The sequence below is a fragment of the Flavobacterium sp. 5 genome, assembly GCF_002813295.1.
Classification (GTDB): Bacteria; Bacteroidota; Bacteroidia; order Flavobacteriales; family Flavobacteriaceae; genus Flavobacterium.
On record NZ_PHUE01000001.1, the window covers coordinates 4667594 to 4690795 of the forward strand.

At 33.0% G+C, this 23202-nt stretch carries 27 protein-coding genes; 9 read left to right on the forward strand and 18 right to left on the reverse strand.

The window, feature by feature from the left end; all coding sequences use genetic code 11:
• Positions 1-40: 40 nt before the first annotated feature.
• The 4 genes from CLU82_RS19480 to CLU82_RS19495 form a co-directional block, all read right to left on the reverse strand.
• A complete protein-coding gene (locus tag CLU82_RS19480) occupies positions 41-472 on the reverse strand; it encodes an organic hydroperoxide resistance protein (protein WP_198520244.1) in 432 nt (143 codons plus the stop codon).
• Between the two features lie 62 nt (positions 473-534).
• Positions 535-1581, reverse strand: coding sequence for an alpha/beta fold hydrolase (locus tag CLU82_RS19485; RefSeq protein ID WP_232735279.1), 1047 nt, complete (start codon positions 1579-1581; stop codon positions 535-537).
• Positions 1582-1709: 128 nt separating this feature from the next.
• Complete coding sequence (locus CLU82_RS19490; protein WP_100844672.1) at positions 1710-2120, reverse strand: cupin domain-containing protein; 411 nt, start codon at positions 2118-2120, stop codon at positions 1710-1712.
• Positions 2121-2464: 344 nt separating this feature from the next.
• The gene (locus tag CLU82_RS19495; protein ID WP_100844673.1) at positions 2465-3340 is read right to left on the reverse strand and encodes an aldo/keto reductase; all 876 of its coding nucleotides are present in this window, start codon (positions 3338-3340) and stop codon (positions 2465-2467) included.
• 238 nt (positions 3341-3578) lie between these two features.
• Between CLU82_RS19495 and CLU82_RS19505 the strand changes: the two genes are divergently transcribed.
• The 4 genes from CLU82_RS19505 (at position 3579) to CLU82_RS19520 (ending at position 6732) form a co-directional block, all read left to right on the forward strand.
• Positions 3579-4478, forward strand: coding sequence for an NAD(P)H-binding protein (locus CLU82_RS19505; protein ID WP_100845089.1), 900 nt, complete (start codon positions 3579-3581; stop codon positions 4476-4478).
• A gap of 122 nt (positions 4479-4600) precedes the next feature.
• On the forward strand, positions 4601-5518 hold the full coding sequence (locus tag CLU82_RS19510; protein WP_100844675.1) for an AraC family transcriptional regulator: 918 nt from the start codon (positions 4601-4603) through the stop codon (positions 5516-5518).
• Positions 5519-5625: 107 nt separating this feature from the next.
• Entirely contained in the window at positions 5626-6291 is a 666-nt protein-coding gene (locus CLU82_RS20895; protein WP_198520245.1) for a hypothetical protein, read from the forward strand.
• Positions 6292-6330: 39 nt separating this feature from the next.
• The gene (locus CLU82_RS19520) at positions 6331-6732 is read left to right on the forward strand and encodes a nuclear transport factor 2 family protein (protein ID WP_100844676.1); all 402 of its coding nucleotides are present in this window, start codon (positions 6331-6333) and stop codon (positions 6730-6732) included.
• A gap of 145 nt (positions 6733-6877) precedes the next feature.
• Here the strand turns inward: CLU82_RS19520 and CLU82_RS19525 are convergent, their stop codons facing one another.
• The 14 genes from CLU82_RS19525 to CLU82_RS19595 form a co-directional block, all read right to left on the reverse strand.
• Entirely contained in the window at positions 6878-7549 is a 672-nt protein-coding gene (locus CLU82_RS19525) for a hypothetical protein (protein WP_100844677.1), read from the reverse strand.
• Positions 7550-7572: 23 nt separating this feature from the next.
• Entirely contained in the window at positions 7573-8568 is a 996-nt protein-coding gene (locus CLU82_RS19530; RefSeq protein WP_100844678.1) for an alpha/beta fold hydrolase, read from the reverse strand.
• Positions 8569-8646: 78 nt separating this feature from the next.
• Positions 8647-9756, reverse strand: a complete 1110-nt coding sequence (locus CLU82_RS19535; RefSeq protein WP_100844679.1) for an AraC family transcriptional regulator — start codon at positions 9754-9756, stop codon at positions 8647-8649.
• A gap of 245 nt (positions 9757-10001) precedes the next feature.
• Positions 10002-10493 carry a damage-inducible protein DinB gene (locus CLU82_RS19540; protein ID WP_100844680.1) on the reverse strand — a complete coding sequence of 164 codons (492 nt, stop codon included), beginning with the start codon at positions 10491-10493 and terminating at the stop codon, positions 10002-10004.
• 331 nt (positions 10494-10824) lie between these two features.
• Positions 10825-11433, reverse strand: coding sequence for an alpha-ketoglutarate-dependent dioxygenase AlkB (locus tag CLU82_RS19550; RefSeq protein ID WP_100844681.1), 609 nt, complete (start codon positions 11431-11433; stop codon positions 10825-10827).
• Entirely contained in the window at positions 11420-11665 is a 246-nt protein-coding gene (locus tag CLU82_RS19555; protein ID WP_100844682.1) for an Ada metal-binding domain-containing protein, read from the reverse strand. The genes CLU82_RS19550 and CLU82_RS19555 overlap by 14 nt, the downstream gene beginning before the upstream one ends.
• 1 nt (position 11666) lies before the next feature.
• Entirely contained in the window at positions 11667-12380 is a 714-nt protein-coding gene (locus CLU82_RS19560) for a 2OG-Fe(II) oxygenase (protein ID WP_100844683.1), read from the reverse strand.
• Positions 12380-13132, reverse strand: coding sequence for an SDR family oxidoreductase (locus CLU82_RS19565; RefSeq protein ID WP_100844684.1), 753 nt, complete (start codon positions 13130-13132; stop codon positions 12380-12382). The genes CLU82_RS19560 and CLU82_RS19565 overlap by 1 nt, the downstream gene beginning before the upstream one ends.
• 41 nt (positions 13133-13173) lie before the next feature.
• Positions 13174-14040, reverse strand: a complete 867-nt coding sequence (locus CLU82_RS19570; protein ID WP_100844685.1) for a methylated-DNA--[protein]-cysteine S-methyltransferase — start codon at positions 14038-14040, stop codon at positions 13174-13176.
• A gap of 189 nt (positions 14041-14229) precedes the next feature.
• Entirely contained in the window at positions 14230-15237 is a 1008-nt protein-coding gene (locus CLU82_RS19575; protein ID WP_100844686.1) for an NADP-dependent oxidoreductase, read from the reverse strand.
• A 38-nt stretch (positions 15238-15275) separates the two neighbouring features.
• A complete protein-coding gene (locus tag CLU82_RS19580; protein ID WP_100844687.1) occupies positions 15276-16040 on the reverse strand; it encodes an SDR family oxidoreductase in 765 nt (254 codons plus the stop codon).
• Positions 16041-16108: 68 nt separating this feature from the next.
• Complete coding sequence (locus tag CLU82_RS19585) at positions 16109-16810, reverse strand: SDR family oxidoreductase (protein ID WP_100844688.1); 702 nt, start codon at positions 16808-16810, stop codon at positions 16109-16111.
• A 124-nt stretch (positions 16811-16934) separates the two neighbouring features.
• Positions 16935-17525 (reverse strand): TetR/AcrR family transcriptional regulator, encoded by a 591-nt coding sequence (locus tag CLU82_RS19590; protein ID WP_100844689.1) that lies wholly within the window; start codon positions 17523-17525, stop codon positions 16935-16937.
• 311 nt (positions 17526-17836) lie between these two features.
• A complete protein-coding gene (locus CLU82_RS19595) occupies positions 17837-18580 on the reverse strand; it encodes an SDR family oxidoreductase (RefSeq protein ID WP_100844690.1) in 744 nt (247 codons plus the stop codon).
• Positions 18581-18737: 157 nt separating this feature from the next.
• Between CLU82_RS19595 and CLU82_RS19600 the strand changes: the two genes are divergently transcribed.
• The 5 genes from CLU82_RS19600 (at position 18738) to CLU82_RS19620 (ending at position 23195) form a co-directional block, all read left to right on the forward strand.
• Complete coding sequence (locus tag CLU82_RS19600; RefSeq protein ID WP_100844691.1) at positions 18738-19082, forward strand: helix-turn-helix domain-containing protein; 345 nt, start codon at positions 18738-18740, stop codon at positions 19080-19082.
• Between the two features lie 733 nt (positions 19083-19815).
• Positions 19816-20727, forward strand: coding sequence for an alpha/beta fold hydrolase (locus CLU82_RS19605; protein ID WP_100844692.1), 912 nt, complete (start codon positions 19816-19818; stop codon positions 20725-20727).
• A gap of 19 nt (positions 20728-20746) precedes the next feature.
• Positions 20747-21919: an MFS transporter gene (locus tag CLU82_RS19610; protein ID WP_100844693.1), complete on the forward strand. Its 1173-nt coding sequence runs from the start codon at positions 20747-20749 to the stop codon at positions 21917-21919.
• 32 nt (positions 21920-21951) lie between these two features.
• Positions 21952-22482 (forward strand): YceI family protein, encoded by a 531-nt coding sequence (locus CLU82_RS19615; RefSeq protein WP_100844694.1) that lies wholly within the window; start codon positions 21952-21954, stop codon positions 22480-22482.
• A 26-nt stretch (positions 22483-22508) separates the two neighbouring features.
• The gene (locus CLU82_RS19620) at positions 22509-23195 is read left to right on the forward strand and encodes a hydrolase (protein WP_100844695.1); all 687 of its coding nucleotides are present in this window, start codon (positions 22509-22511) and stop codon (positions 23193-23195) included.
• Positions 23196-23202 lie beyond the last annotated feature (7 nt).

Genomic DNA, 23202 nt, shown 5'->3' on the forward strand with positions numbered 1-23202 from the left:
ATATAAGCCTCATCTATTGACAAGGCTTATAAAAGTAAATTTACAGAATATTAATTTCAACACGAATGTTTCCTCTTGTAGCTTTAGAATAAGGACAGGTTTGATGTGCTTTATCTGCAAGTTCTTTAGCGGTTTCAGGATCTAATCCCGGAAGACTGATATTCAAACGTGCCTGTAATGAATATTCTCCGGCTGTTAAAGCCAAATCTACTTCGGTATCTACGGCAGTTTCTGCAGGAAGTTTTATGTTCATTGCTCCTGCGGCCTTTCCCATTGCTCCTATGAAACATGCAGACCATCCAGCGGCAAATAATTGTTCAGGATTTGTCCCAGGTTTTGAAGAGCCTGGAGAACTCAGTTTAATATTTAATTGATCATCAGAACTTCTTGAAGAGCCTTCACGTCCTCCTGTTGTGTGTGTTTTCCCTGTATAAAGAATTTTTTCTGGTTGTGGGATGTTTAAATTTTCCATGATTGTGTTTTTAAAATTGTTATTGAAATTGAAATTGATTTTTGATATTGATATTGAAACCGTTATTTTTCTTTAGCAAAAGCAGCTACATCGATAATTGCCTTAGCGAAGGCTTTTGGGTCTTCTTGCGGTACATTATGCCCGATGCCATTTAAAACTCGATGCTCGTATTTACCGATGTATTTATCAGCATAAGCTTTTCCATCTGCATTAGCGCCATCAAAATCACTTGCGATAGTGATAGTCGGAACTGTGATTGCTGGTCGTGATGCTAAACGTTTTTCTAAGCTATCATATTTAGATTCGCCTGCTTCAAGTGATTGACGCCATCTGTAATTATGAATTACAATTGCTACGTGGTCTGAATTATCAAATGATTGTGCCGTTTGATCGTAAGTAGCTTTGTCAAAATTCCATAACGGAGAAGCCAATTTCCAGATTTGTTTATTGAATTCATAAGTATTTTGAGTGTAGCCTAATTTTCCTCTTTCTGTAGCAAAATAATATTGATACCACCATCCTAATTCAGCTTTAGGCGGAAGCGGTTTTAAATTTGCTTCAAGATTTACAACCAAATATCCACTTACGGAAACCAATCCCTGCAAACGTTCTGGCCAAAGTGCAGCCATAACCACTGCTGTTCTTGCACCCCAATCAAAACCACCTATAATGGCTTTGTCAATTTTAAGCGCATCCATAAAATCCATAATGTCTTTTGCTAATGCAGCCTGTTGCCCATTTCTAAAAGTATCTTTTGAAAGAAAACGAGTAGTACCAAATCCTCTTAAATAAGGAGTAATTACTCTATATCCTTTAGAAACTAAAATTGGAACCACCTCATTATAACTGTGAATATCATAAGGCCAGCCGTGAAGTAAAATAACTGGTTGCCCGTTTGAAGGTCCCGCTTCGGTGTAACCAACATTTAATAATCCAGCATTAATTTGCTTTAATGTTCCAAGAGAAGAGCTTACTGTTATCTCTTTTGCTTTTTGATTTTCTGATTGTGCAGTAATTTGTGTTATTGTGAAAAATAAAACTGCTATTAAAACTGTTTTAATTGCTATCATGTTGATGATATTGTTTTGGATTTTTGCTATTGTTTTCATAATCTTTAATTATTTGGTTATTAGCTAATTTCTTCGTCAAAAGTACATCTGTTATTATTTTTATACTATCAGAAAAGAGTTCAAATGGACGAAGTAAGGATTGAAATGGACAGGCCTAAAGCTGAAATTTATTTCTTCATAACAAGAATAGGTTTCCCTTTTTCGACTACATAAGTTGCCAGTTCTGAAGCTTTTGCATCGCTATTGTTTTTTGCAGAATGAAATTTTCCTGCTGGAATAAAAAGTACTTCTCCAGCTTTGAGTGTCACCGGCAGTTGCCCCTCAATTTCATATTCTAAAGAACCTTCAAGAACATAAATGATTTCTTCTCCGGGATGATTGTGTTTTCCAAAAGCTGTGTGAGGTTCAAAATCTATTTTAGCCTGAACAGCTTCTCTACCATCAAAACTAAGATCATGTTTTTGCAGATCTGTACGTATAATACCAGACTTTTGTGCCATTGCACTATTGGAAATGATAAATGCTAAAATGCCAAGAACGGTACTAGCATAAAATTTAAAGTTTTTATTTGTTTTCATTTTGTTGATTTTAAGTTATTTGATTATCAGTGAATTTCTTTGTCAAAAGTATCTTGATAACCCTTTATTTAAAATCAAAAAATAGCCCAAGCGGACAAAGTGAAACCTGAAATGGACAAGCTAAAACCTAAAGATTTTTATGTATAATATAATGGTAGTGTTTTATGGCTTTCTGTTGAAATTATTGTTTGAATGCTTAAGTTATTATAGCAAAAAGGTTTTTTCGTTTGCATTCAGAGATAGAATAATATAGTACTAAAAAACCTTCAGAATGGATAAAATATCCAGTCATGAAGGTTCTTGATTTTCTGTCGATCAGCTTCTGTTACTCTTTTTGTTCCTTTTTACCCTAAAAAAGCCATATCTTCTTCTGTTAAAAGAATATCACATGCCGCAATGTTTTCTTCAAAATGTTTCAATTGTGAGGTACCTGGAATAGGCAAAATCAAATCGTTAAAATGCAACAACCAAGCAATATTTATTTGAGCAGTGCTTACCTTGTATTTTTTGGCAATTACAGCAATTTTATCATCATTCTTTGGTAACGAATTTTGCAAAGACCAAAACGGAACCATCATAATATTGTTAGCAATACACAAAGGCATTACTTCTTGCAATCCACGAGTTTGCTGGCCGTGCGACTCGAAACTTGTTCTTTGCCCATAACCGAAAGCATTTTCCACACTAACAATACTTCCCATAGTTAATCCTATTTTTAATTCTTCAGGGCTCACATTGCTTAAACCAATATGAAGAATTTTGCCTTCTTTCTGCATATCAAACATAGCTTGTAAAGATTCTTTAAATGGTGTTGCTGTATTTGGCATTACTCTAAAGTGAACCAATGGAAGCTGTTCTAACTTCAAGGTTTTCAAGTTTCTTTCAATGCTTGTTCTTAAATTTTCTGGAGTATTAAATACTACCCAAGCTTTATCTGGAGTCCTTGCAGCTCCTACTTTAGTACAAATTAATGTTTCATCGTTGTACGGATATAGTGCTTCTTTGATTAACCTGTTTGTAATATCATCACCGTAAAAATCGGCAGTATCTAAAAAGTTAATGCCTTTGTTAGCAGCAGTTCTTAATATTTCTAAAGCTTCTTCTCTGTTTTTTGGTTTTCCCCAAACAAAGTCTCCTGGTAACCGCATCGTACCATAACCAAATCTGTTAATAGTAATTGGATTGTTAGTTCCTGCCCCGATTGTTATTGTCTTTTTCATCTTTTATGTAAATTTTAATTGGACAAATTTCAGAGAAACATAAAGAGAATTTGTATCTGAATCGACTTTTGTTGTAGCCCAAAAAAAGGAACATAAATAACACTATTAGTTTTAGTGAATTGATAACTACTTGCTAATCCTGAAAAGGAATTCTCAAATTCAGCTACAACAAAAGTCGATTTAACTACATTGATTTTTAAAGAAATACAAACCTTTGTTACATAAAAAAACAATAGAAATGAAAATAATTATTACAGGTTCACTAGGACCAATCAGCAAACCGCTAGCAGTAAAATTAATAGCTGAAGGACATCAAATTACAATTGTCAGCAGTAACAAAAACAAGCAAAAAGAAATAGAAACCTTAGGTGCAAAAGCTGCTATCGGGAGTATTGAAGATATTGGCTTTTTAACTGAAACTTTCACAGGAGCAGATGTAGCCTATCTTATGCAACCTACCGTAAATTTCTTTGATCCTTCGGTAGATCTGTTGAGACACTATGAAAAAATTTGCAAAAAATATGTACAGGCAATTTTAAATTCAGGTTTAAAAAAAATTGTTCATTTAAGCAGTATTGGCGGACATTCCAGTACTGGAAATGGCATGTTAGCTTTTCATTATTATGCTGAGCAGGCTTTGAAAAAATTACCAGGGGATGTGGCAATTACCACTTTACGCCCTATGTCGTTTTACTCCAATATAATGGCATTTATTTCTACAATTAAAGGTATGAAAGCAATCATTACCAGTTATAAAACTGATGAACCAGAACCTTGGGCTTCTCCACTAGATATTGCTGATGTCGCTGCTGAGGAACTAACCACTTCTGCTAAGGGAAGAAAAGTGACATACATTATTAGTGATGAAGTAACAAGCGATAAACTAATTGATGTTTTAGGAAAAGCAATAGGTGAAGAAATTCAATGGATTACGGTACCGCATGAAACTTTGGAAGAGTCTTATAAAGATTTCGGAATGAGTCCGCAAGCGGCAAATGGTTTTGCAAAACTGAATGAAGCTAAAAATAGCGGAATTTTATACGAAGATCTTATAAAACATAAAGCAGAAATTACGTTTGGAAAAGTAAAAATTGAAGATTTTGCTAAAGACTTTGCACTGGCGTATCAAAATTCATAATTAAAAACGTCGGCAAACTATACTAAGGTTTTTAGTTAAATATAACTACAATAAAAGTTGATTTGGCTAAATGCAAACTGCTGTTTATCCGTACTTTTGTAATAGAAATAAAGAGTTGAAAAATGGAAAATAAACCACCAATCCGATTAAAAACAATCACAGAGTTTCATAAACTTTGGGCATTACCAAAGCCTGAACATCCTTTGATTAGTGTTGTTGATTACAGACAAATCAAACACTCGCTCTTGGATTCCGATCAGGCAGTGATTATGGATTATTATTCCATTACTATCAAACGTGATTTGGGTGTGAAGATCGTTTACGGACAAGAATCTTTCGATTTTGATGAAGGTTTGATGTTTTTTATGGCGCCAAATCAGGTGTTTAAAATCGAGAAAGAAATTAGAAATACGACTGATCACGCAGGTTGGATTTTATTGATACATCCTGATTTTCTTTGGAACACACCTTTGGCTAAAACCATCAAAAAGTACGAGTTCTTTAATTATGCAATGCACGAAGCTTTATTTCTTTCAGAAAAAGAAGAAGAGATGGCGGTAAATATTATCCAAAATATCCAACACGAATATCATTCTAATATTGATACTTTTAGTCAGAACATTATCATTTCGCAATTGGAAACCTTGTTGAATTATTCTGAACGATTTTATCAAAGGCAATTCATCACCCGAAAAATAGCCAACCACAAAATATTAGAACGCATCGAAGATTTGCTTGATGTCTATTTTAATGATGATTTGTCGAATAAAGGTTTGCCTACAGTAAAATTTATTGCTGAAAGTCTGAATATTTCGCCTAGTTATATGGGTGGTTTATTGAAATTACTTACCGGTCAAAGTACACAACAGCACATTCAAAACAAAATTGTAGAAAAAGCCAAAGAGAAACTCTCCACTACTAATTTATCTGTCGGTGAGATTGCTTATGAATTAGGTTTTGAACATTCACAATCATTCAATAAATTTTTTAAGACCAAAACGAAACTTTCTCCTTTAGAATTTAGAACTTCTTTCAATTAGTTAAAATTTAAAAAACACACACATTTTTATCACTTACCTATTGGCTGTTTAAAGACGGTCATAGTGATTTCTTGTGCTAAAAATAAAAATATAAAACAACTTAAATAATGAATACTATTTTTCGAATTCCTTTTGTCTTACTGCTATGTATAATAACTTTCCATTCGTATGGACAAGAAAACCAAAAAGTATTTCACAATCCTCCCGTCAATGTTGAAGCTATGGTTGGAAGCCGTGGTGTATCTTTTCAGATGATAATTGATAAAAAAATAGAAAGTCTGCCACAACTTGGATTTTTCAGCGTAGTTGATATGAACTCCGATTGGAATGAGAAAAAAACTGACGATTTAATGGTACAAGCCAACTTGACTTTGGATTTGGTTAAAGGATTTCGTTTGTATGGAGGATTTCATCACACCGTTGTTACAGGTCTGCGTCCTTCAGCTGGATTGATTTATTCGTTTGTAAATAAAAAATGGACAATCATTACTGCGCCTAGAATTGATTTACAAAAAAATCCAAATATTGAAGGTATTGCATTAATTGAGTTTAAACCGAAATTAAACGAAAACTGGGGTTTGTATTATCGCGTGCAGGGTTTGTATTCTTACATGACCGAAATTGAAGACCACGGCAGAAGTTATATCAGAGCCAGAGCGGGTTTGAGTTACAAAGAAATCGCTTTTGGAGCAGGCGCCAATATAGAATATTACGGACCGATGAAGCATAACGAAAACAACATCGGTTTCTTTACCAATGTATTACTTTTTTAAAGCAACAAAATAATAGTTTAACTTTTAAATACTAAAAAAATGACAACAGATAATTTAACAAAAAACCAATTAAGCGAAGAACGTTTTAACTGGTTGAAAGAAGCTTACACCATTATCGATTCATTAGATGCCAACACGAACCACAATTTGTATGCTGAAAATAGCGAAGTGATATTTGGTAATCGTCCCGCTGTTCAAGGAAGAGAAAACATCATTACAATGTTCAAACATTTTTGGACTACTATTGAAGGATATAGCCATTCTTTTGTTTCTGTATTTGGGCAAGATGATGCTTTTGCTGTAGAAACAGTAGTGAATTATACCCGATTGGATGCTACAACTATTGGTATTCCTGCGGTTACTGTAATTGAAATGAATGAAAAGAATCAGATTCAATCGATGCGTATTTTCATTGATATTGCTCCTCTTCATCAAATTTAATTTTAAAAAAGTGCAACACAATGAGCAATTTGAAATAAATATATTTGAAAATTCTACACATAAATGCTTAGTGAATTGTAGTTAATTTTATGAATTGAAATTATATCTGGTCGCTGAATATGGTGATTCAGCGACCAGATTTTGTTTACATAAATTTAAAGTTATAACCTAATTGTATATAAATCGGTATGGTGGGGGATGTTTTAAAATCTTGAGCTATTGTCTTCCCTCCTTTTAAATAAATATCGCTTATATTAAATGAATAACCAACCTGCATCCCTAATTGTACATTTCCTCCAGTGGTTTCATACCAGCCATCTTTGACTTCTGGAAAGTTATTTTTATAAATATCGCTATGTTGAAAATGGGTAACTATAGCTTTGTCAAAACCAAACTCTCCGTTTAGATACCATTTTGGGCTATAATAACCAATAACAACATTTGCATTACCTCCGAAATTTGAAAGGCTTACTAAAGTGTTCTCATAACGTCTGAAAATGCCGTTAACATTTAAACTAACAGCCATTTTTTTTATTTCAAATACCTTTACATGAGCTCCGATTTTAGTTTTAAAATCATCTAAAAGTTTATTTCCTGATGGTACCGAAAACTCAGCATTTAATACGACTGGTAATTTTGATTTGACACGATAACCATAACCAAATCCATAAATTACACCATAGTCAACACCTAATTGCAGGTTTACTAAATGTCGGTGTTCTTGTTTTAATCCAGCCCAGTTTATACTTTGAGCATTGCAATAATTGTATAATGAGAACAACAATACCGTTATATTGATGATAATTTTATTTTTCATTTTGAATGTTTTATTTGAAGAACTTATTTTAAAGCGTTGAAATAGGTAAGAATTGCTGGCTTCGTATTGTTCCAGCCTGTTGGAAAAGAAAGCATATCATGACCAGCTCCTTTTGTTTCAAACAACTGAACATTTATAAAAGCAGACGATACATTTTGTGCGTGGGCTAAACCATAAGCTTTGTTTCGCTCGCTATAAATAAATAAGATTTTTGTTTTAAATTGCTTTAAATTGGTGGTCCAATCGGAATTCTCTTTTTTAATAATGTTAAAGTAGGCATCCTGTAATACAAAACCCGGACGCCAGAAAGGGAGTGTTCCCTCATTGCCAACAATCGCATTCTCGTCACCAGTTGAGGCAAGCAACTTAAACTTATAGTCTAAAATGATATGTTCATCCTCATTCCCTGTCAGGAATTGATCCATATAAATAGCATTATTCAATGCTTCGCTGGTAATATTCATCTTTTGAGAACGCTTTACATAACCTTCAATATCATTCCATTTTAAGCCGCCTGGTTCTGCAAGTACAGCACCATTTATGGCAGTAGGATATTGATTGATATATGCTCCGGCGAGCATTGCACCCCAGGAATGTCCTAATAAGAAAATTTTCTGTGTTGGTGATTTTCTATAATGTGCAATTACACTGTTTAGATCATCAAAAGAGGTTTGTATGCCTGTGTAATACGAACCCGGAAAACGTTGCGATAAACCTGTTCCTCGCTGATCATAAAAGACCACAAAATAGCCATTGTCTGCAAATTCTTTGCAATTGAGCAAATAGCGATAATCTGCTGCAGGGCCACCGTGCAAAATGAAAATGATGGGATCGTTTGGATTTCCAAAAGTTTCGGCATGTAGTTTTGCGCCATTAATTACAATCGAAGGAAGACTGGAATTTTGATCGGCTGTTTTTGGAACTAAGTTCCCGGGTTCATCAATTTTCATTTCGTTTTCACAGGAAAAGAAAAAAATTGTGAAGAGCAAGAGCATCGGAAGTAATTTGTTTTGATACATTTTTTGAGTTTTAATATTACTGCAAAAATGACCTAAACATCGTGTCTCATCGCCCCAAAGGGTAAGTTGGTACTTATTCTAACTGTATTTTTGTTCTTTTAAATACATTGTAGGAGTTTGTCCTGTGATTTTTTTAAAATTTCTATTGAATGAGGTTTTAGAATTAAAACCAACTTCGAAAGCCAGAGAAAGTATAGTGAAATTTTGGTTCTCTTTTAAGACTGAAATTTTTATAAATTCGGCTATTCGTTGTTCATTGATATAATCGAAAAAGTTTTTATTCTCTATAGAGTTAATTACCTGTGACAAAATATTCGGATTAACATTTAATTTTTGCGCCAATTCATCTAAGGTTAGTTCTGGATCTTTATACAATTTTTCGTTTTGCATTAAAATTTTTAAATCCTGATGAATTTTTAATAGTAAAGTTTCATCGGCATTAGAACTTTGATACTTAATTTTTTCTGTAATAGTTGGAATAATCTCTTCATTTACCGTTTCGATAATCGGCTGATTCGTAAGGTTACTATTTGTAAAAACTCCAATTTGTTTAATTCCAAAATACCCAATAAATAAGATAAAAAGATCGAGTAAAGTAAAGGTAGAAATATCATTAGCAAAAAAAACTGAGATCCAGATTAGGCCGATTCCTAGTATTAAATATCGTAACCAGTTTAAATTTATTCTTTCCAGATCAGAAAATTGGTTTGAAATGTAGGCAGAATATTTTTTCAGCAAAGTCAATGATAAAATAACATATAGCACACCTGATAATAAGGTAGCCAGATACATCCATTTCATAAAACCCTCAAAACCTGCACCTGCATGTATATAAACTTCAATTTTTTTGTCAAATGACAGTAGAAAGAATCGGTATAAAAGTCCAATTGCAATGATAAGTGGCAAAAAATGAATTATCCAAAGTGCTTTTTTAGTACTTTGACTTGTTAAAGACTTGGTGTATAAATATAAAAAAGGTCCATGAATTAGAGGTAAAGGAATTTCAAAGCCAAGAAAATAAGGGAATTTAATATACTGGCCGCTACTATAAATGTAAAATACATAGAGATGAAATCCAATAAAGAACAACCAAACTGCCAAAATTACATCGGCTTGTGATTTTCCTTTTTTCGTAAAAAGTATGATAGAAAGAAAAAAGGAAATAATGATTCCTATTAAATGCAGCATAACATCGTATTATTTTATTCTGATCAACTCTGCATCTTTTTAAATAAAAGACCTACAAAACTAATAAAATGCGAAGCTACAAAAAGTCTTGCTGAAAATACGGTCTGAATTGATTTAGGGCAATTTATTATTAGGTGGTGAAACTCACAACCAATAATTACTATTTTAAAGGTTTATGAATAAGTATGAGTAGTTCTTTATTAATTCTCACGAGGGCATACAATAGCAAAAAAATAGGATAATTTCTATTTTTCTCCACGAATTATAATCTTGAATTTTTCAATTTGTCGTCTATGTCGCAATATATGAACAATGGCGTGTTCTGTTATTTGTTCAATATCATAAACTTGTCCCCACGGAGTAATTATTTTTTTTGCATTGTCAAATTCCTCTAGCTGATTGTCTTGAATATTTTTAAAAGTCTCTATCGTGAAAGTAAAACAATTGTTCAAGTCCTTATTAAAATCGTTTATTGTCAAACGAAGTAAATCGTCTGGATAATCTACTTTTTCTCCTAAAAATTGTCGAATATCAAGGGCGTAAGCAAATACAGAGTTAACAACGTGTGCTAAAACTGTCTGAACGGATTGGCAATTAGAATCCGTTGTTTCATTATCTATAATTGCAATAAGTTCATTGTCTGAAATATCGAAAATTGTCTCTTGCAAGTCAATTATTGCTCTTTCATATTCGTCTAGCAATGCTCCAATCGCACCTTGTCTATAACTTTTGGTCATCAATTTTATCAATTAGTTTGGGCTTTTATAAAACAACACCTAACGTCACAGGTGTTTATCTTCATTACTGAAATAATAATAGAGTATTTTCTTTCGAACGTAAATGTAGTTGATTTTTATAATGTTTTTATTTCGAAAAAAGAAGCAATAGAATAAACATTATGTTAGCGTTTTGTTTTTCGTATAAATACTATTGTTTTACATTATCCATTCTCGTTTCTACATGGCATACTGAAATTCACTTCCCCACTTTACTTCAAAGAATATATTTTCAATAAAGTATCCTTCTTGTTTAAATCCTGTGTTTTTAATAATTTAATAGAAGTCCTAATCACAAAACAATCGTCCTGAAAGTTAAATTCACTCTTGGTTTTGTAATTAATTTTGTTGGTGGCAGCCTGTGAAGCCAATTGGTTTGAGTTGTGTCCTTCATAATCAATAAACTGCCGTGTTCAAGAATCAATGAAATAGTTTCTTTGGTTTGTTTATGTTTAAATACAAATTTTCGTTCGGCTCCAAAACTTAATGATGCAATTGCTCCATTCTTTTTTAGGTCTTTTTCCGCATCACTATGCCAAGCCATTCCTTCATTACCATTGTGATACAAATTGAGCAAACAGGAGTTAAAGTGTTCTCCTGTTTGTTTTTCAATTGCACTTTTCAATTCCAATAATTCTTTTGTCCAAGGTAACGCTTGTTTCGTGGTGTTAGAATAGGTATAATCAAATTTATTGTCGCCATACCAGGCTACTTTTCGTTTTGTAATAATATGTTTTCCAAAGATAACAGCTTCATCATTTTTCCATTCGATTGTGTTAAGCAGACAATCTAAATAATGATTAGCTTCAGTATGAGAAAATAGTTTACCATAATAATTCACTGTACCATCATTTGGTAATAAATTTTCTGTGTGGTCAATTTGGTCACTAAATAAATTCATTTTTCCATTTTTGATAGTTCTCTTTCATACAATGCCCACAAGGACGAAAACCGCTTTCGATAGCTTCGTTTTCTGAAATGAAGAAAACACGATTTTCTTTTTTCATTCGTTTTCCGGATTTACATTGCAAAGTTCCATAAATTTTAAGCTTTTGGTTGCCGCCAAAGCAAATTATATTTTTCCTGATTCCATTTCGTAAATCGCTATCAGTTATTTCAGAATGCTGTATCATTTTAATTTAAAGCATCATGAAAGATAATGCCTAATGTATGTCTTTCACCACTATGCAATTCGCTTACACCGTGTTTCATATTTACTCGATAATATCCTTTAGTTCCTTGTATAGGCCGGAAATTAGTTGTAAAAATAAGCATATCGCCTTTCTTTGGTTTTAAAACGATGGCTTTTGATTGTGCCCTTGGTGTCTGTTGAGTCAAAACAAATTCACCGCCTGTAAAATCTTCATCGGGTTCATTCAAAAATAAAACGATTTGCAAAGGAAAAAAAATGTCTCCATATAAATCCTGATGTAAAGTGTTGTGTCCTCCTTTACCATATTTTAAAATCAAAACAGTAGCTTTTAACTGATTATTGTCGTGGCAAAGATTTTGCAATTCCTGAAAAGTATCAGGAAATCTGGTGTCAATATGCAATACTTTCATCCAGCTATTTGCAATTGGGGCGAGTTTTGGATACACATTTTCTCTAATGGTCTGAATTAGGTTTGGCAAAGGATAATTGAAATACTTGTATTCGCCTAAACCAAAACGATAGCGTTCCATAACCACCGTTTTTCTGTAAGCATTTGTATCCATATAATTGTAAATTAACGCATTGCATTGCTCTTTAGACAATAAATCAGAAACAATGGCAAATCCTTTATCATTCATGTCTTCTGTTATAACTTGCCAGTCGATAGTTGATATTTTATTTTTTAGCTCTTCCATTATTTAATTTTTGGAAATCCGCCATCAACAAATATTTCAGTTCCGTGCATAAAAGATGCATCTTCTGATGCAAGAAATGTAATCGCTTTTGCCACTTCGGATGGCTGTCCAAATCGGGCAAGCGGAACTTGTGGAAGTACTGCTCCGGCAAGACCTTCTATTTGTTCTGTCGTTAAATTAGAACGTTCAAAATAATTAGTAGAAATTGGGCCAGGACTAACGGCATTTATTCTGATTTTTTTAGAGGCTAATTCTGAGGCAAACGTTTTAACAAAAGATTGTACTGCAGATTTTGCTGCCGAATAAACAGAGGAATTAGGCATACCAACTTCTGTAACAATCGAAGTATTTAAAATAATAACACCGCCTTCTTTCATTAATGGTAAAATTTGCTGAACTGTAAATAATGTTCCTTTTACAATAACATTAAATTGCTCGTCAAAATGGTTTTCGTCTATTTGTTCAATTGGAGCGTACTTTCCAAAACCTGCATTTACGTATAAAATGTCTATCTGTGGGGAAATCATTTTTACTTTGTCTCCTAATTGTAAAAGATCTGCCATTTTACCAGCATCAGAAACGATACCTTTGGCTTTTTCTCCAAGTTCATTGATAGTTTCGTCTATAGTATTTTGAAATCGGCCGGTAATAATTACTGAGGCTCCGTTTTCTATAAAATCAATTGCTGTGGCCTTACCTATTCCGCTTGTTCCACCTGTAATTAAGGCTGTTTTGTTTTTCAGTTTTGTCATCATTTTTATTTTAATTTATGATACAAAACTGCAACTGTTTGCTATTTTATAAAATCCGTTTCTTGCTCAATATTTATTTTTGAAGCTTCCCAGCCAATAATTGCCGTTTTACGGGTTGTTCCCCACATATAACCACCTAGTTTTCCTGTTGATTGAATGACACGATGACAAGGAATAAGAAAAGCAACCGGATTATCACCAATTGCACTACCAACAGCTCTTGAAGCATTTGGGTTTTCGATTTGTTTTGCAATAGTTCCATAGGTTGATAATTGTCCCATCGGAATTTTCAGTAAAGTTTCCCATACTTTCAATTGAAAATCAGTTCCTTTTAAATGAAGTTTTATTTGATTGAGTTTTTTCCAGTCGTGGTTAAAAATATATAAAGCATTTTGTTGAATAAGGTCTAAATGCTGTGTGAAACTGGCATTAGGAAATTGATTTTGTACTATTGAAAATGCTTTATTTTCATCTTCAGCAAAAGCGATGTGACAAATACCTTTTGAAGTAGAAGCAACTAAAATATTTCCAAATGGACTCTCTGTAAAACTATAATTTATAGAAAGATTTTTACCGCCATTTTTGTATTCGGCTGGCGTCATACCTTCAATATTTATAAACAAGTCGTGTAGTCTGCTGGTTCCCGAAAGCCCTGTTTCCAGGGCTGTTTCAAATAATGTAGCTTGGTTTTCTTTTAGTATTTTTTTTGCGTATTCAATACTGGTATATTGCAAAAACTTCTTTGGACTTGTTCCCGCCCATTCGGTAAAAAGCCTCTGAAAATGAAAAGGACTCAGATTAACTTTTTTTGCAACCTCGTCTAAATTGGGTTGGTCTTTAAAATTGGTTTGGATATAATGTATTGCGTCTGCAATACGATGATAATTAATGTCTTCCTGTATGTTCATTTGGTCAAATTTTAAGATACAAAGTTCGAGAGTTTTTGAGTCTCATAAAATCCGATACTTGCGGTTTTAATTTGTTATGTAAAAATGAACAAAAATTTCTGTTTTCAAAGTTATAAAAAGATATCTCAGCCGAATTATTATTCTTTATAGGATTGACTCTGAATTTCCTTCACAAAATCGCCATAGGTTTTATTTACTAATTAGCTTTATAACAACTTTTCCTTTAGCACGTCCGCTTTCAACATAAGCAAGGGCCTCATTGGTAGCCTCAAACGGAAAAATTTTATCTACAACTGGGCGTATAATTCCAGAATTAATAAGCGTTGTAATTTTGCTAAGCTGTGGCCCGCTTGCTTTCATAAAAAGAAATGAATAATTTACATTTAGCCTTTTTGCTTTTATCTTAGTTGTATAACTTAAAATAAACATAACCAATTTCATTACTGCATTCAATTTTATTTCTTTTGCAAAATCCAAATCTGGAGGACCAGAAATTGATATTAGTTTTCCGCCTTGTTTTAATATTCGAAGTGATTTCTCTAATGTTTTTGAATCCTGACTGTGTAAAACAACATCATAATCTTTAAGAATCGTTTCAAAATCTTCTGTTCTATAATCAATAACAATATCTGCTCCCAGACTTTTTACTAACTCAGCATTAGTTGTACTGGTGGTTGTTGCTACTGTAGCGCCTAAATGTTTTGCAAGCTGAATTGCAAATGTACCAACACCGCCTGATCCCGCCTGAATAAACACTTTCTGTCCCTTTTTTAAATCAGCTTTTTCAACCAGTGCCTGCCAGGCTGTTAATCCTACTAGCGGAATTGAAGCGGCTTCTTCCATCGAAATATTTTTAGGCTTTAATGCTACATCATTTTCATCAATGGCAATAAACTCTGCAAAAGTTCCAATTTTATAATCAGCCGGACGTGAATAGACTTCATCACCAATTTTAAATTTCGTCACCTTAGCCCCTGTTTTTATAACAACTCCAGCTGCATCATGCCCTAAAATAAGAGGCATTTTATAAGGCAGAAATGGTTTAAATTCCCCGCTTTTAATTTTTGAATCTAAGAGATTAACTCCTGCGGCATATATTTTTACCAATATATCATTTTCCTGAAGCTGCGGCTCAGAAGCATCAATCAGTTTCATGCCGTTCTTAGGTTTATAGCTATTTAGAATAAATGCTTTCATATAATTTGTTTTAAAGTTTTGAAACAACTGTTATTTAACTATTGTAATGATTTATAGCTTTCTTTAGAATTAACTAAGCCATAAGCTATTTTAGGAAAAAATCTATTTAATAAATACAGGGCTTTTGTATCGCCAATTCTAATGGTGTACTGGTCTTTTTTAAGAGCAGTAATAAACTGTTTCACAAACTCTTGTGTGCTTAGTTTTTTACCTGTTCTGTCTGCTGTCATTTCTGTGGCAACAACAGGTGGCAGTAATTCAAAAACTTTTACACGGCTGTTCAAAATCTGTAAATGTTTGCGAAGTGATTCTGTATAAAAACCCAAAGCAGCTTTAGACGCAGAATAAGTTGGTTCTACAATCGAAGGTACATAACGAAGAAGTGAAGTAGTATTGATAATAGCACTTTCTTCTTGTTGCTGAAGCATTTCCATAAAAATGTTGTTTAAACGGATTACGCCAAGATAATTAACTTCCATTTCATAAGCCGCACTTTCAGCATGTCTGTCATCAGGAATGCCTAAATTCAACAGCGGACTTAATACACCTGCATTATGGTATAAAATATCAATTCCTCCTAATGCTTTAACTTGATTAAAAAGGGTAATTGCATCTTCTGGATTACCTGCATCGCTTTTTATTACGGTAAGACTTGGGTATTTTTTTTTAGCTTCATTTAACTTATCCTGATTTCTTCCCGTAATAATTACTTTTGCCCCTTGTTCAAGGAATTGTTTTGCGGCTTCAAGGCCTATACCAGAGCCTCCTCCGGTAATTAATATTGTTTTGTTTTTTACTGTCATAATGATATGTTTTATTTTTAATTAGATTCAGATTCTGATAAAAAGAAATAGGATTTAAAAAGGCAGTTTTATAATTTATCAGAAAATGTTTTCGATTCACCCACCAAAATATCAAATTGGTTTTGTCCTAATCCTAAAAGTAATTCATCGGCTACTTCTGAAGGAGGAATACCGTTTGCGCCGCCAATCTCAGCAGAAAATTCTGTGTTCACCAAAGGAGGATAAATTTCAAAAATATTTAGATTTGAATTTTCTTCAAACGTATCTCTCAGCCCTTGTGTATAACTGTGTAAAGCTGCTTTACTGGCAGCATAAGTGGGTAAGTATTTATTTCCTCTAAACACAGCTATTGAAGAAACATTTATAATAGCAGCCTCTTTCTGTTGTAATAAATTAGGTAATACCAATCGTGTAAAATCTATCACACTTAAATAATTGGTATTCATTTCCTGAAATGCTTTTTCGGCCGCATTGTTCACGTCATCGCTTAAATCATTCATAAAAGCTGCGCCCGCATTATTGATGACAATATTGGTTTCTGGATATTGCTCTGTTAATTCTTTTGCAATTCGAATACGATCTGCCACAATCGATAAGTCTCCTTGAATAGCAGATGCATTGTCTAACTCTTTCAATGCTTTTTGCAGACGTTCTTCACTGCGTCCGTTAATGATAATGGTATTGCCGGCTGCACTTAACTTTTTAGCAAATGCTAAACCTATTCCTGCACTTCCGCCTGAGATGAATATGGTATTTCCTGTTGTTTTCATTTTATTGTTTGTTTAAATTGTTATTTTTTAGACTTTTTAGTATATTTTATTATCCGATTATGTAATGTATTAAAATAAATTATTTTATAAAATAGACTAAAAAGTATATTTTATGTCAAAAAAATTAGACCCTAAATTGTTCTAATTCTTCTTTTAAGCTTTTAATCAAACTCTGCATTGGCTTAGCAGTATTCATTGTTTTGCATAAAACCAAAGCTCCTTCAACGGCAGCAACTGCTTTAAAAGCATATACATCTGTTTGCAGTTTGTTAGAAAATTCTCCATCCTCAATCCCTTTTTCAAGAATCCCAACAAATAATGCTTGTCCATTTTTTAGAACGTCTGCAACTCTTTCTTTAATAATTGGAAAAGTATCATCAGATTCCACAGCCATATTAAACATAGGACATCCTCCTTTTATATGAGTATTTAAAGGATCTTTATAAAAATCTAAAAATGCAAAAACCTTTGATCTGGCAGATTTTTCCTTATTGATAGCAGTTACCAATTTGGAACTGTTATAGTCAAGCATATAATTAACTACTTGAACAGATAAATCTTCTTTACTCTCAAAATGTCCATAGAGACAGCCTTTAGTTAATTTTGATGCTTCTAGAACATCATCAATATTTGCTCCAGCTATCCCTTTTTGATTATAAATAGGAGCTGCAGTTTCTAGTATGAATTGTTTTGTTCTTTCGGCTTTTGTCAGCATTGCTTCAATAATTAGAGTACAAATATACTAAAAAGTATATTTTGATATATGGTCTATCATATGATTTATCTATAGACATATTCTATATTGCTATACTTACTTTATTTAAAATCAAAAATAGCCCAAATAGGGAGTGTTATTGTTAAATATTAATTGTGGAAGTAGGAAAAGAAAAAGTGAGAAGCAAGTGTGAATTTCCACAACTGCATCTCACTTTTCAAGTCACCTTTTAGCCTATAATTGTAATCAACAACTCATCATAACCAAAAAACATAGGTCATTATCCATAATTTACAATTCATAATTCATAATTAACTTAATACCATTCCTCCATCCATAATAATATCAGCTCCTGTAATAAAAACAGCAGCTTCACTGCTTAAATAGCTTACCATTTTAGCAACATCTGCAGAAGCACCCATTTGTTTTAAAGGAACTTTATTAACTACAACATCCATAATTGATTTTACAGTTGCCTCGTCTAAACCCACTTTATTCATTACTTCGGTTTCCGTTGGTCCGGGGCTAACAGAATTAACTCTTATTTTTCTTGGTGCTAATTCTAAAGCTGCAGATTTCATTACCGAATTTAAAGCTGTCTTACTGGAAGAATAAATTGATGATCCCGGACCAGGCATACTCGCAGTATTTGAAGAAAGAAACACAACTGATGCTCCATCTTTCAAAATCGGAATAAAGCGACTTAAGGTAAAGTAAGCTCCTTTAAAATTTACATTCATAATACTGTCAAATAAATCTTCTGTGGCTTGTTCAATTGTTCCCAAACCAGCAATTCCAGCATTTATAAACAGAATATCAATAGGATCAAAATTTTCCTTTATTTGAGATGCTAAATTTTCGATATCCGAAATACTCGATTGATCTGCGACTATTGCATTTACATTCAATTCTAAAGCAGCTTTCTCAATTGCTTCTTTTCTTCTTCCTGTAATAATAACTGTAGCCCCCTGCTCTTTTAATTGCTTTGCTGTTGCATAGCCTATACCACTATTACCCCCAGTTATAACCGCTATTTTATTTTTTAAATTGTCCATTTTATTTGTTTTAAAATTAATGGTACAAAGTTAGATTCAAAAACATATTGCTTTTTTGGAGGTATCATGGAGTATACCAGAATTAGGATAGACTCCGAATTCTTCTTTTATATTTTGCTTGCCTTTAGTATCTTTATTATCTGTTTAATAATTAGTCATGGAAAGAAATCAAAAAGAAGAAGTTCGCGCACTTCAGGATACGATATATGTTTTGGGTGGAAAATGGAAATTACCCATCATAAATTCAATCTGTAATGGAAACAATCGTTTTAAAGATATTAAAGAGAGTATTCCTGGCATCACTTCAAAAATGCTTTCGAAAGAATTAAAAGATATGGAACTCAACAACCTTGTTAAAAGAACTGAAGATCATGATGCAAAAGTCACAATCCTTTATGAATCTACTGATTACTGCAAATCTTTCGGCCCTATAATTACCGAAATGATTAATTGGGGAATCTCACATCGAAATCATATCAAAAAGAGAGAAGTAACTATTTGATTTTTACAAACGTTCAATGATGAATAGAAATTTAAGCTAAACATTTTTTTGATTACTTAAAGTAGTTTACAATGGGTTTGTGTCCCGCCACGGTCACTAAATAAAAAAGCTCAATTCGCTTCGAATTGAGCTTTTTTTATAACTTTTCAGACTATTTAACACATACATACCTCTATTTATTTATAAAAACTAAATGGTTTGAAAATTTATAAAGTTAACTTGACTGGATTCAAACCACTATCATGTTTGTAGGTTTTAAAGGCAGAAAACGATCTAACTGTATGTTATCATTTTTTTCATTAGTAAGAGTACTGAATTGTTGCAAGGTCAACTTCTACTCTACGCATTTTCATTATTCCTTTAACATCCCTATAACTCAATGCCAATCTTAATTTGAAATAAACCGCTTGAAGAATAATAGCTTTGAGTAGGCAATGACCTTTAGTATTCCTTTAAAGATTTTTTTAATATCTAAATAAAAAAATTATTCATCGATATTACAGCCCCATTATTATCTGCCTACAAAAAAATACAGTTAAATATGGCATGATAGGGTTACCTCAATAAAAGCAAATTAATCTTATTTTATTTACATAATTAATAAAATTACGAAATAACGTAAAGCATAAAATACAAATATATTTTTAAGTAGTTGATTATTAATGAATTGTCATGAAAGACATATTGTTTGTCTACTCTTTAGCATTCAATTAATTAACTTAAAAATATAAAAATGAAAAACTTACTTTTTACAATCAGCTTATTTACGCTCCTTTTTGCGAATACTGAAGTCTTTTCACAAGCAAAAAGAGTTCCTGCTTCTTTAGGAAGAGAAGAATACATTGAAGTTGAAAAAAATGTACGCCTTCATGTAACTGATTTAGGAACTGGTCAGCCAATCATATTAATCCATGGATGGCCGTTGAGTGATGCCATGTACGAATACCAGTATTCCTATTTTATTCAAAATGGCTATCGTGTAATTGGAATTTCTTTACGTGGATTCGGACTATCTGATAAACCTGGAGGAAAGTACAACTATGATGTCTTTGCAGATGATATTAAAGTAATACTTGACAAATTAAAAATTGAAAATGCCATTTTAGGTGGGTTTTCAATGGGCGGTGCTACTGTAATTCACTATGCAGCAAAATACAATGCTGCCCATATCTCAAAATTGGCATTATTCGGAGCAGCAGCGCCAATTTGGACAAAAAGAGCCGACTTTAACTATGGCAATTGGACTAAGGAGGATGTCGATGGATTGATTAATTTGAACTACACAAACAGACCTCAATTATTCGAAAATTTCGGGCAAATATTCCCTGCAAATTCATCTAGTGTATCTCCTGGACTTGGAGCATGGTTAGGAACAATTCAGGCACAAGCTTCTCCATATGCTATGGCTGAAGGTTTAAAAACACTTAGAGATACCGATTTAAGAGATGATTTAAAAAAGATTAAAATCCCAACATTAATCCTTCATGGTAAGTTAGATAAAATCTGTTCCTATGATTTAGCCGAACAGATGCATTCAATGATTAAGAACTCAACATTAGTTCTTCTTGAAAAAAGTGGGCACGCCTTATTCATCGAAGAAACTTCAAAATTCAATGCTGAATTATTGAGTTTTATCAAAAAATAATTCTTTAAAATTTCGTATCATGACTGGTTCTACAACATTGTCTCCCTTTCAAATTTTAATCATGTCAGCCACAGCAGGTATATGTGTGGCTAACATCTATTACAGTCAGCCTATTTTAAATGAAATTGCTAATTCTTTGCACATCAGCATAAATGAAGCAGGGTATTTATCGGTGCTTTCTCAAGCTGGTTATGGTTTTGGATTGTTTTTTATAACTCCATTGGGAGACAAAATAGACCGAAAAAAGTTGATATTATGGCTTCAAATAGGGCTGCTAATTTCATTGGCAGCCATAGCCACTACTTCATCAGTTTTAGTTTTATATATAGCCAGTTTAGCCATAGGTCTTTTTGCTGTTACTGCTCAAGTAATTTTACCAATGGCAGCGAGCCTAACATCCGAAAATAAAGGTAAAGTAGTAGGAATAATTTTTACTGGAATTCTAGTTGGAGTTTTAGCCGCAAGAGTGGTAAGTGGTTACATAGCTGAATTTTTGGGATGGCGTTATGTATATCTATTTTCTGCAGCTTTGGTTTTACTTTCTGCCATAAGCATGCAAACCGATTTTCCTGGTACAAAAGACCAATTTGTTGGGACGTATAGCCAATTGCTAAAATCAGTAACCAATCAATTCAAACGTTTTGCAACACTGAGAAGAACCTCATTTATTGGAGCATTGACATTTGGTACGTTTAGTTCTTTTTGGGTTACTTTGACTTTTCATCTTAGTGGAAAACCTTTCAATTATCAATCGGATATCATTGGTTTGTTTGGTCTTTTGGCCATTGGCAGTGCATTGTTAGTTCCAATTATCGGAAAGCTTTTTGACAAATATAATAATCCAAAAAAAGCATTGCTATTTAGTATTGGAGCAATCATCATTGGCCTTCTCACACTAGTCCTATTTCCTTACTCACTGACAGCGCTTTGGGTCGCAGTTATCCTTATTGATATTGGAGTTCAAGCTACTCAAGTAACAAACATTGCTGTGATTTACACTTTAGATGCAACTGCTAATAGCAGAATCAATACTGTTTATATGACCTCTTATTTTATTGGAGGAGCATTAGGCGCTTTTGTTGGAATTCATTGTTGGGAATTGGGAGGCTGGCATGCAGCATTACTTCAAATGGTATTGTTTGCTGTTACAGCCTTCCTTATTGTGATTACAAGTAAAAAAATAATGCAATAAATATATAATAATCAAATTAAAAATGACAAAAAATGACAAAATCAACTTGGGCAATCGACCCCACACATTCAGAGATTGGCTTTAAAGTAAAGCACATGATGTTCACAAATGTATCAGGAAAATTCAATGATTTCAAAGCTTCAATCGAAAATGAAGATGACAATTTTGAAATCTCAAAAATTAATTTTTCGGCTGATGTTAGTTCAGTGGATACCAACAATGCTGACAGAGACAATCATCTCAGAAGTAATGATTTTTTTGATGTTGATACTTTTCCGAAAATTTCATTTACATCAACAAAGATTACAAAAATTAACGATGGATTGTTCCAGATTAATGGAGACCTGACTATCAAGAATGTAACTAAAAGCATTGCTCTAGAAACAGAATACAGTGGATTAATGGAAGACCCATGGGGAAATACAAAAATTGGACTTTCAATAACTGGAAAAATTGACAGAAAGGAATTTGGCTTAACCTGGAATTCTACTCTAGAAACTGGAGGAGTTCTTGTTGGAGAAGAAATTAAATTAAACTCTGAAATTCAATTTATTAAACAATAATCATTAACCATTAAAATTAAACAATTATGAAAAAAGTTATTTTAACAGTAGCAGTAGGTTTATCAACCTTAGCAGGATTTGCTCAAAAACCAAGTCCAAATTTATTAAGTCCAACAAATCATACCTTGGTATTGGTTGATTTTGAGGGACAAATGGCATTTGCTACAAAAAGTATTGATGCAATCGATTTAAGAAACAACACTGGTTTGATTGCTGGTGCTTCCAAAATTTTTAAAGTTCCAACTGTAGTTACAACTGTTGCTGAAAAATCGTTTAGTGGTCCAGTATTCCCTGAAGTATTGGAGGCATATCCTAACCAAGCTGAATATATTGATAGAACAACCATGAATACTTGGGAAGATGCAAAAGCGTACAAAGCCATTACTGGTAAAGGAACCAAAAAAATTGTTTTTGCAGGACTTTGGACAAGCGTATGTATTGTAGGTCCAACCCTATCAGCACTTACTGAAGGATATGATGTTTATTTTATTACTGATGCCTGTGGAGATGTTTCACCTGAGGCGCATAACCAAGCAATTGCTAGAATGATTCAAGCTGGTGCTAAACCGATGACTTCTTTACAATACTTACTTGAATTACAAAGAGACTGGGCACGTGGAGAAACCTATAAAGCAGTAACAGATTTAGCCGTAAAATATGGTGGCTCTTATGGTTTAGGTGTTCAATATGCTAGAGAAATGGTAAAACACTAATTACAGA

Bases quoted from the DNA above. Each gene is read 5' to 3' on its own strand.
- CLU82_RS19480 (WP_198520244.1), bottom strand. From the start codon at position 472: ATGGAAAATTTAAACATCCCACAACCAGAAAAAATTCTTTATACAGGG.
- CLU82_RS19485 (WP_232735279.1), bottom strand. From the start codon at position 1,581: ATGAAAACAATAGCAAAAATCCAAAACAATATCATCAACATGATAGCA.
- CLU82_RS19490 (WP_100844672.1), bottom strand. From the start codon at position 2,120: ATGAAAACAAATAAAAACTTTAAATTTTATGCTAGTACCGTTCTTGGC.
- CLU82_RS19495 (WP_100844673.1), bottom strand. From the start codon at position 3,340: ATGAAAAAGACAATAACAATCGGGGCAGGAACTAACAATCCAATTACT.
- CLU82_RS19505 (WP_100845089.1), top strand. From the start codon at position 3,579: ATGAAAATAATTATTACAGGTTCACTAGGACCAATCAGCAAACCGCTA.
- CLU82_RS19510 (WP_100844675.1), top strand. From the start codon at position 4,601: ATGGAAAATAAACCACCAATCCGATTAAAAACAATCACAGAGTTTCAT.
- CLU82_RS20895 (WP_198520245.1), top strand. From the start codon at position 5,626: ATGAATACTATTTTTCGAATTCCTTTTGTCTTACTGCTATGTATAATA.
- CLU82_RS19520 (WP_100844676.1), top strand. From the start codon at position 6,331: ATGACAACAGATAATTTAACAAAAAACCAATTAAGCGAAGAACGTTTT.
- CLU82_RS19525 (WP_100844677.1), bottom strand. From the start codon at position 7,549: ATGAAAAATAAAATTATCATCAATATAACGGTATTGTTGTTCTCATTA.
- CLU82_RS19530 (WP_100844678.1), bottom strand. From the start codon at position 8,568: ATGTATCAAAACAAATTACTTCCGATGCTCTTGCTCTTCACAATTTTT.
- CLU82_RS19535 (WP_100844679.1), bottom strand. From the start codon at position 9,756: ATGCTGCATTTAATAGGAATCATTATTTCCTTTTTTCTTTCTATCATA.
- CLU82_RS19540 (WP_100844680.1), bottom strand. From the start codon at position 10,493: ATGACCAAAAGTTATAGACAAGGTGCGATTGGAGCATTGCTAGACGAA.
- CLU82_RS19550 (WP_100844681.1), bottom strand. From the start codon at position 11,433: ATGAATTTATTTAGTGACCAAATTGACCACACAGAAAATTTATTACCA.
- CLU82_RS19555 (WP_100844682.1), bottom strand. From the start codon at position 11,665: ATGATACAGCATTCTGAAATAACTGATAGCGATTTACGAAATGGAATC.
- CLU82_RS19560 (WP_100844683.1), bottom strand. From the start codon at position 12,380: ATGGAAGAGCTAAAAAATAAAATATCAACTATCGACTGGCAAGTTATA.
- CLU82_RS19565 (WP_100844684.1), bottom strand. From the start codon at position 13,132: ATGACAAAACTGAAAAACAAAACAGCCTTAATTACAGGTGGAACAAGC.
- CLU82_RS19570 (WP_100844685.1), bottom strand. From the start codon at position 14,040: ATGAACATACAGGAAGACATTAATTATCATCGTATTGCAGACGCAATA.
- CLU82_RS19575 (WP_100844686.1), bottom strand. From the start codon at position 15,237: ATGAAAGCATTTATTCTAAATAGCTATAAACCTAAGAACGGCATGAAA.
- CLU82_RS19580 (WP_100844687.1), bottom strand. From the start codon at position 16,040: ATGACAGTAAAAAACAAAACAATATTAATTACCGGAGGAGGCTCTGGT.
- CLU82_RS19585 (WP_100844688.1), bottom strand. From the start codon at position 16,810: ATGAAAACAACAGGAAATACCATATTCATCTCAGGCGGAAGTGCAGGA.
- CLU82_RS19590 (WP_100844689.1), bottom strand. From the start codon at position 17,525: ATGCTGACAAAAGCCGAAAGAACAAAACAATTCATACTAGAAACTGCA.
- CLU82_RS19595 (WP_100844690.1), bottom strand. From the start codon at position 18,580: ATGGACAATTTAAAAAATAAAATAGCGGTTATAACTGGGGGTAATAGT.
- CLU82_RS19600 (WP_100844691.1), top strand. From the start codon at position 18,738: ATGGAAAGAAATCAAAAAGAAGAAGTTCGCGCACTTCAGGATACGATA.
- CLU82_RS19605 (WP_100844692.1), top strand. From the start codon at position 19,816: ATGAAAAACTTACTTTTTACAATCAGCTTATTTACGCTCCTTTTTGCG.
- CLU82_RS19610 (WP_100844693.1), top strand. From the start codon at position 20,747: ATGACTGGTTCTACAACATTGTCTCCCTTTCAAATTTTAATCATGTCA.
- CLU82_RS19615 (WP_100844694.1), top strand. From the start codon at position 21,952: ATGACAAAATCAACTTGGGCAATCGACCCCACACATTCAGAGATTGGC.
- CLU82_RS19620 (WP_100844695.1), top strand. From the start codon at position 22,509: ATGAAAAAAGTTATTTTAACAGTAGCAGTAGGTTTATCAACCTTAGCA.